The sequence below is a fragment of the Pseudarthrobacter sp. B4EP4b genome (genome assembly GCF_006680095.1).
GTDB lineage: Bacteria > Actinomycetota > Actinomycetes > Actinomycetales > Micrococcaceae > Arthrobacter.
This window is the reverse complement of sequence record NZ_VHIJ01000076.1, coordinates 21,556-29,280: the sequence shown is the minus strand read 5'-3', so window position 1 is coordinate 29,280 and position 7,725 is coordinate 21,556. Positions and strand designations below refer to the sequence as shown.

The 7,725-nt window shown below is 66.3% G+C and carries 6 protein-coding genes; 5 read left to right on the top strand and 1 reads right to left on the bottom strand.

Annotated elements, in window-relative coordinates; all coding sequences use genetic code 11:
• Positions 1 to 275 precede the first annotated feature (275 nt).
• Positions 276 to 851, top strand: a complete 576-nt coding sequence (locus FNL14_RS22255; RefSeq protein ID WP_050056198.1) for a cupin domain-containing protein — start codon at positions 276 to 278, stop codon at positions 849 to 851.
• 132 nt (positions 852 to 983) lie between these two features.
• Here the strand turns inward: FNL14_RS22255 and FNL14_RS22250 are convergent, their stop codons facing one another.
• Positions 984 to 1,811, bottom strand: a complete 828-nt coding sequence (locus FNL14_RS22250; RefSeq protein WP_142064788.1) for a type IV toxin-antitoxin system AbiEi family antitoxin domain-containing protein — start codon at positions 1,809 to 1,811, stop codon at positions 984 to 986.
• A 288-nt stretch (positions 1,812 to 2,099) separates the two neighbouring features.
• Here FNL14_RS22250 and speB point away from each other — a divergent pair, with 288 nt between their 5' ends.
• From speB to FNL14_RS22230, 4 genes are all read left to right on the top strand, one after another.
• Entirely contained in the window at positions 2,100 to 3,164 is a 1,065-nt protein-coding gene (gene speB / locus FNL14_RS22245; protein ID WP_142064785.1) for an agmatinase, read from the top strand.
• Between the two features lie 5 nt (positions 3,165 to 3,169).
• The gene (locus FNL14_RS22240; protein WP_142064782.1) at positions 3,170 to 4,873 is read left to right on the top strand and encodes a thiamine pyrophosphate-binding protein; all 1,704 of its coding nucleotides are present in this window, start codon (positions 3,170 to 3,172) and stop codon (positions 4,871 to 4,873) included.
• A 171-nt stretch (positions 4,874 to 5,044) separates the two neighbouring features.
• On the top strand, positions 5,045 to 5,542 hold the full coding sequence (locus FNL14_RS22235) for a MarR family winged helix-turn-helix transcriptional regulator (protein WP_142064779.1): 498 nt from the start codon (positions 5,045 to 5,047) through the stop codon (positions 5,540 to 5,542).
• Positions 5,535 to 7,658, top strand: a complete 2,124-nt coding sequence (locus FNL14_RS22230; RefSeq protein WP_142064776.1) for an MDR family MFS transporter — start codon at positions 5,535 to 5,537, stop codon at positions 7,656 to 7,658. The genes FNL14_RS22235 and FNL14_RS22230 overlap by 8 nt, the downstream gene beginning before the upstream one ends.
• Positions 7,659 to 7,725 lie beyond the last annotated feature (67 nt).

Genomic DNA, 7,725 nt, shown 5'->3' with positions numbered 1-7,725 from the left:
TCCTTGGACTGTGCGGCAGCCGGGGAGGCTTCCGGAAGGGGGAACGGGAGGAAACCGCTGCACGGGGTGGGGTGGGAGCAGGTTCTCGATTATTGCCCGATAGGCAACAGATGTTTCCAAAGAGTAGGCTGTGACCGTGGTAACAGTCAAGGGCGCACTGGCGCACGCGCTGCTGCTCGCCGGGGCACGCCCGCCATGGGAGCGTCACAGAAGCGGCTGGCCATTAGTATTGCTCCAGAGCCGGGGCCGGGCCGCCGGCCATGAAAGGTACGCAGATGAAGGCACTGCCAGTTGAGCCGAGCAACGTGCCGGTTGCCATCGGTTCCAGGATCCGGGCCGCCCGGCAGTCGCAGCGGCTCACTATCGAACAGGTTGCCGACGCCACCGGGCTCACCAAGGGGTTCCTCAGCCGGGTGGAACGCGACCTCACGTCCCCCTCCGTGGCCTCGCTTGTCACGCTCTGCCAGGTCCTGTCGATTTCCATCGGCGACCTTTTTGCGGCGCCGGAAACCCACCTGACCAAGCGCAACGACGGGCCCCGGATCTCGCTCGGCGGCCAGGGGATCGTGGAGCGCCTGCTGACCGCCCGCTCAGAGCGGCGGATCCAGATCATCCAGGCCTGCATCGAGCCGCACGGCCGCGGCGAGTCCGAGCTCTACGCCGTGGACTGCGATGTTGACGTGCTCCACGTGATCAAGGGCAGCATCCGGCTGATCCTCACCAATGAGCAGTACGACCTGAACACCGGGGACACTGTCACCTTCCCCGGCCGCGAACCGCACACGTGGGTCAACCCCACCGACAAACCCGTCGAGGTTCTCTGGGTCCTGGTTCCCGCCGCCAGCCGGTAGCCTCCCCCTTTGGCTGCGTGCGTTCCTGCCCGGTTGCTTTCGCCGGTCCGCACCGGCTGCCGCTTGTCCGGGCGTAAGTCAGCCCTGCCCGGGTCCGCTGTCCCGGAGTAACTGGGCTGGACTGCACGGTCTTTAACGGACCGGCGGCCGGTGGGCTGCCAGAACCGCCTTGATTTCTGCTGCCACCCGGTCAGGGCTGAACCAGATATGTTCGGGCATGTAGCGCAGGACGGCGAAGCCCTTGACCGCTGACGCGTTGTTCCGGTCCCGGTCCCGGAGCATGTCAGCCCGTTGTGAGTGGAACGCGAAGCCGTCGATCTCGACAATGAGGAAGCCGTCCAGGAGGAAATCCACCCTGCCGATGCCCGGGAGAAACACCTGGGCCTGATAGTCAATGCCGTTCGTCCGGAACAGGTGCTGTGCATCGACTTCCACAATGGATTCGGCCCGCAGATCGATGTCCCGCAAGGCCCGCAGCGCTGTTCCCGAGCGGTCCGCCCGGAACTGGTCCGCCAACAGTTCCCGCGGCACACCATGCAGGCGGATCGCGGAGGTGGCCATTGCAGTGGATGCCGGAGGTGCCAGGCAGCCGAGTGCTTGCAGGGCAACATCTTCCACCGCTGCGACCGGCATGAGCGGATGCCCGTGGAACCTGACGGTGCGGTGCCGGACGAATCCGTTGCCGTGGCCATGGTTGCAGGCCAAGTGCGGCCGTTCGGGTGGTTGCCTTAGCCAGAGTCCGTAATGCGCGGCGGCGCTGGCGCAGCTGATCCGGGCGTTGTGCCGGATTGCAGCATGGAGGGCCTTATCGCAGTCCGGCAGGGCAAAAACCCCGCGCTTGGGCTGGGTTACGCCGGACTCCTTGAGTCGAAGCAGGTCCCGGCGTGAGAATCCGGCCTCCAGGAGTTGTGCTGAACGGGCCACCCCGCCGGCCCGCTTCAGGTAGTCGAGAATTTCCATACCGCCATCTGACGCTGGAGGCTGCCCTGTGGGAACCTGCGGGCAGTTGTATGTGGGTAAATTCCGGGGCAAGGGTGGGCATTCCTGCCCGGTTACCTAGCGGCCCGCCGCGTTGATTGCGGCGAAAGCGCCGGGATTCCGGGTTGTCCAGCGTGCTCTTGCCGCAGTAACCGGGAGGGAACGCAGATGCGGGCTACAGCTGAGGTAAACAGTTGGTGCGCATTAGAAAACCGAGGTGTATGATGGCAGTCACATCAGTCCCTCAACTCCTCGAAGGAGAGGCCTCCATTGGAAGAGCTGCGCATCGAAGCCAACGGCAACCTTGGCCCCATCGATTCATCCCGTATTCCCCGCTACGCCGGGGCCGCCACCTACGCCCGGCTTCCGCGCCTTGACCAGGTGGCCAAGGCCGATGTCACGGTGGTGGGCGTGCCCTTCGACTCCGGAGTCTCTTACCGCCCGGGCGCCCGGTTCGGCGCCAACCACGTCCGCGAAGCCAGCCGCCTGTTGCGTCCCTACAACCCTGCGTGGGACGTCAGCCCGTTTGAGAACGTCCAGGTGGCGGATGCCGGGGACATGGCGGTCAACCCCTTCAACATTAACGAAGCCATCGAGACCATCCAGCAGAATGCCCTGGACCTCACGGCCGCCGGCAGCAAGCTGGTCACCCTGGGCGGGGACCACACCATTGCGCTGCCCCTGCTGAGGGCCGCCGCCGAGCGTGCGGGTGGACCCATCGCCATGCTTCACTTCGATGCGCACCTGGACACCTGGGACACTTACTTCGGCGCCGAGTACACCCATGGCACCCCCTTCCGCCGGGCCGTCGAGGAAGGCATCCTCGATACCGAAGCCATCAGCCACATCGGCACCCGCGGCCCGCTGTACGGCAAAAAGGATCTCGACGACGACCACCGCTTCGGGTTCGGCATTGTCACCTCCGCTGACGTCTACTACCAGGGCGTCCTGGAAACCGTGGCCAAGGTCCGCGACCGGATCGGCAACCGTCCCCTCTACATCTCCGTGGACATCGACGTCCTGGACCCCGCCCACGCTCCCGGCACCGGCACCCCTGAAGCGGGCGGCATCACCAGCCGTGAACTCCTGGAGATCATCCGGGGCTTCCGCGGCATGAACCTGGTGGGCGCCGACGTCGTCGAAGTTGCCCCCGCTTACGACCACGCCGAAATCACCGGCGTCGCCGCCAGCCACGTCGCCTACGAACTGGTGACCCTCATGTCGGACAACGCGGTACACGGTGACCGCTTCGGCGCGGCAACGGGCTACGCGGCACAGGCCCTCGGCCAGGAGGTCCGCCGACCGGCAGGCTTCGCCGCCGCGGGCAAGGAGTAGCCCGGATGATCGATTTCGATCCGGTGACGGCAGCTGTGACCGCAGGGGAAAACGGCTGCACGGGGGAACGCAATGGCGGGGACCTCGTCGTCGAGACCCTGGAAGCGCTGGGCGCCAAGACTGTCTTTGGTATTCCCGGCCAGCACGCCCTGGGACTGTTTGATGCGATGGGCCGGGGGAACCTGCAGTTTGTATCTTCCCGGGTGGAGAACAACTCCGCCTTCGCGGCGGACGGCTACTCGCGTGCCACCGGCGAAGTGGGTGTCCTCTTCCTCTCCACCGGTCCCGGCGCACTGACCTCCCTGGCCGGGCTGCAGGAAGCCTATGCCACGGGTGTACCCATGGTGGTAGTGGCCAGCCAGATCCCGCTGGAAGGCCTCGGCGCGCGGCGCAAAGGTATGCTGCATCAGCTTGATGACCAGAAGGCATCGGCCGCGAACGTCAGCAAAAGCCAGCGGCTGATCCAGCACGCCTCGGGTATTCCGTCCGCCATCCAGGACGCCTGGACCGAAGCGATCTCCTCACCCCAGGGGCCGGTGTGGATCGAGATCCCGCAGAACGTCCTGCTCGATCCGATCATGGTGCCGCCGGTGGAGGACGCGCTCGCGGAAGCGGCGGACAACCCGCCGCGCGTGGAGCTGGTCCGCGAAGCGGTCAAGTGGCTGCAGGCGGCAGAACGGCCGGCCATCATCGCCGGTGGCGGAACCCGCCGGGGCCGCGCTGAGAAGTCCCTGTTGTCCATTGCGGAGAAACTCCGCGCCCCGGTGATCTGCACCCCCGGCGGCAACGGTGCCTTCCCCTGGAACCACGAGTTGTCGCTGCAGTCCTGGATCGAGGACCGCCATATGACCGATCTGCTGGAGGACGCGGACGTCCTGGTGGTCATCGGTTCGTCCCTGGGGGAGGTCACCTCCAACTACTTCACCTTTGCCCCGCGCGGCCGGATCATCCAGATCGACGCCGAACCCCGGGTCCTCGAATCCAATCGTCCCGGCCTGGGCATCCGCGCCGACGCCGGCCAGGCCCTCGCTGCCCTGGACGAAGCACTCGAGGCCGGCCGCGCCACGCCCAGCTGGCACGGCACCTCCCCGGAAGACCTGGTGCAGGACTCGCTGGCCAAAGTGCGCGCACGTCTGGAATCACAGGACCTGGCCAAGGAACTGAAGTTCATGGCCGACATCCGCGAAGCAGTGCCGGCGGACATGCAGACCTTCTGGGACATGACCATCTCCGCGTACTGGGCCTGGAGCTGCTGGGACGCACGGGAGGGCCAGTTCCACTCGGCCCAGGGTGCCGGCGGCCTGGGCTACGGCTTTCCGGCGGCGATCGGCGGAGCAGTCGGCCTGGAAACGGTGGGCAAGCCGGGCCGGGTCCTCGCGGTCTCCGGCGACGGCTCGTCCATGTACTCCATCTCCGAACTTGCCACTGCCAAGCAGCACAACGTGCCGGTCACCTGGCTGATCGTGGACGACGGCGGCTACGGCATCCTGCGCGAATACATGGTGGGTGCGTTCGGCAAGGCAACGGCCACGGAACTGGCGCGTCCGGACTTCGTTAAACTCGCCGAAGCCTTCGGCGTGCCGGCCACAAGAGTGGCTCCGGAGGACGTGGTGGAGGCGCTGAAGGCGGGATTTGCCGCGGACGGGCCCAACGTCGTCGTGGTGGAAACGCTGCTGAAAATGTTCGCCCCGACCCACCTCCCCGAATGACACGACGCCGGCGCTGAAGAATCCGCCGCTTACTGAATAGCCCAAGAAGGTCCCGGCTCCACATGTGGAGCCGGGGCCTTTTGCGTTTCCCGCGTCCGCTCCTTTAGTTTCCCAAAGCAACCAGATTAAGATATAGTTGCTTCAGGCAAACAAGTAAGGAGTGCTGAAGCAATGGCAGTAGCACCGGATACGGCAGCGGATCTCGTCTACCAAATCTTCGATCTCCAGCGCGCGGTGCGGTGTATCTCCACCGCCAGCGTCCGCGGGCAGGAGACGGGCGTGGCCCTTCAAGGGGTGCTGCGGTTCGTGGGGGAGGGGGAAACCCGGGCCACCCGGCTGGCAGAGCGGCTGGGCGTCAGCGCTCCCGTCCTCAGCCGCCACATCGCCGACCTTGAGGAGCATGGCCTCGTGGTGCGCAGGCAGGATCCCGACGACGGCCGGGCCCAGCTGGTGGCCCTCACGCCGTCGGGCGCCGAGAAGCTCCGGCATATCGAGGAGCAGCGCACCGCAGTCCTGCAGGACTACCTGCGCGACTGGAGCGAGGAGGACGCCGGAGACACGGCGAAATCCCTCCGCAGGCTCACAGAATCACTGAAGAAATCAGCCCGGGCAACGGCGACCGGCGCCACCAATGAACAGAAAACCTTGGAGGAGTCACTTAATGGCTAACGTCACCGCCACCGCGCAGCACGAGCGCGCCCGGACCGGGAAGCAGGAATCGCGGCAGTCCAAACGCCACGAACCCGGCGCCCCCATGAACCACCGGCAGATCATGGAGGCCCTCACCGGCCTGCTGGCAGCCTTCTTCACCGCGATCCTCAGCAGCACCATCGTGGCCAACGCCCTGCCCACCATCATGTCCGAACTCAAAGGCACGCAGACTGACTTCGCCTGGGTGATCACCGCGGCCCTGCTGGCCAACGCGGCCACCACACCCATCTGGGGCAAACTTGCGGACCTCTTCGACAAGAAGGTCCTGGTCCAACTCAGCATCGTGATCTTCGTGGCCGGCTCCGTGATGGCCGGTTTCTCCGAAAACATCCCCTTCCTGCTGACCGCCCGCGTGATCCAGGGCATCGCCATGGGTGGCCTGACGGCCCTGGCCCAGGCCATCATCGGCTCCATCATCCCGCCCCGCGAACGCGGCAAGTACTCCGGCTACATGGGCGCGGTCATGGCTGTGGGCACCGCCGGCGGCCCGCTGCTGGGCGGCTTCATTGTGGACAGCCCGCTAGGCTGGCGCTGGACCTTCTTCGTCTGCGTCCCGCTCGCCGTCGTGGCCCTGATCCTGCTCCAGGTCACGCTGAAGGTTCCGCACATCAAGCGGCCGGCCAAGATCGACTGGCTCGGTGCCATCCTCCTGACCAGCGGCGTGAGCCTGCTCCTGGTCTGGGTGTCCTTCGCCGGCAAGGCCGACTACTACGACTGGTGGTCCTGGCAGTCGGCAGTGATGGTGGGCGGCGGCGTCCTCCTGCTCGCGCTGCTGGTGCTGGTTGAATCCAAGGTCTCCCAGCCGATCATCCCGCTGAAGATCATCTCCGAGCGCACCACGGCCTTGGCCATCCTCGCGTCCGTGGCCGTGGGTGTGGCCATGTTCGGTTCCTCCACCTTCCTGGGCCAGTACTACCAGGTGGCCCGCGGCGCCACACCCACCGAAGCCGGCCTGCTGACTCTTCCCATGATCGCGGGCAACCTGGTGGGCTCGGTGGTCTCCGGCCAGCTCATCAGCCGCTATGGCAAGTGGAAGCGCTTCCTGATCGGCGGTACCGTCTTCTTGATCGGCGGCCTGGCGCTCGCGGGAACCATGGACCACACCACCGAACTTTGGCTGACCGGCCTGTACACCGCCATCTTTGGTATCGGCCTGGGCATGCTGATGCAGAACCTGGTCCTCGCTGTGCAGAACACTGTGAAGGCGTCCGACATCGGTTCGGCCAGTGCGTCCGTTGCCTTCTTCCGTTCGGTTGGCGGCGCCATCGGCGTCTCCGTCCTGGGCGCCGTCATGGCCAACCACGTCAAGGATTTGGCCACCGACGGCCTCACCAGGCTCGGGATCCAGGCCTCGGGCAACAGCGGCGCCACGCTGGACCTGAAGGACCTGCCCGCCCCGGTGGCTGAAGTCATGCGCGCCGCCTACGGTGACGCCACCGCCGGGATCTTTATGATCTCCGCCGCGGTCAGCGTGGTGGCCCTGCTCGCGGTCCTGTTCATCAAGGAAAAGCCACTCCGCCGCACCGTGGATATCACCCCGGAATCCACTATCCAGGCCAACGCTGCCGGAGAAGCGGGGATGACCGCCGTCACCGGGCAGCTGCCGCAGGCAGCGGGCACTGTGCCCGGCAGTGATGCAGGTGCTGGCCGTGCCAGCGCCGGCAGCCTTGATTCCGGCAGCGCAGGCAGCAAGGCGTACGACGGCGGCACCTCCGCAGTGCCGGCTGCGGGTTCTGCGGTACTCACCGCTGACGACCTCGAGAAGGCCTTTGCCCTGAACTACGACGCAGAGGACTCCAAGGCCAGTGCCGCTGCAACAACTGCCGAGACAGTGCAGAAGCTGCAGGACACCCAGCATTTGCTGGCCCGGCAGCAGGTGGAGCTGGGGAAGCTGGTGCTGGACATCCAGGAACAGCTCCGCTCCCAACGCGAAGTGGCGGCCCAGCAGGCAGCGACGGCGGCCGAGCTCAGCCGGCTGAAGCGCAGGCTCCTTAAAGAACGGAAGTCGCAGGCCGCCGCAGCGCTCTACATCGCCAGCCACGGCAAGCACAGCGCCGGCGCGCCACAGGACTGAAGGCCTCATTGAGCCGCCGCCGGGCACCGGAACCCCCCGGTGCCCGGCGGCGGCGCTGTGCTTCCCG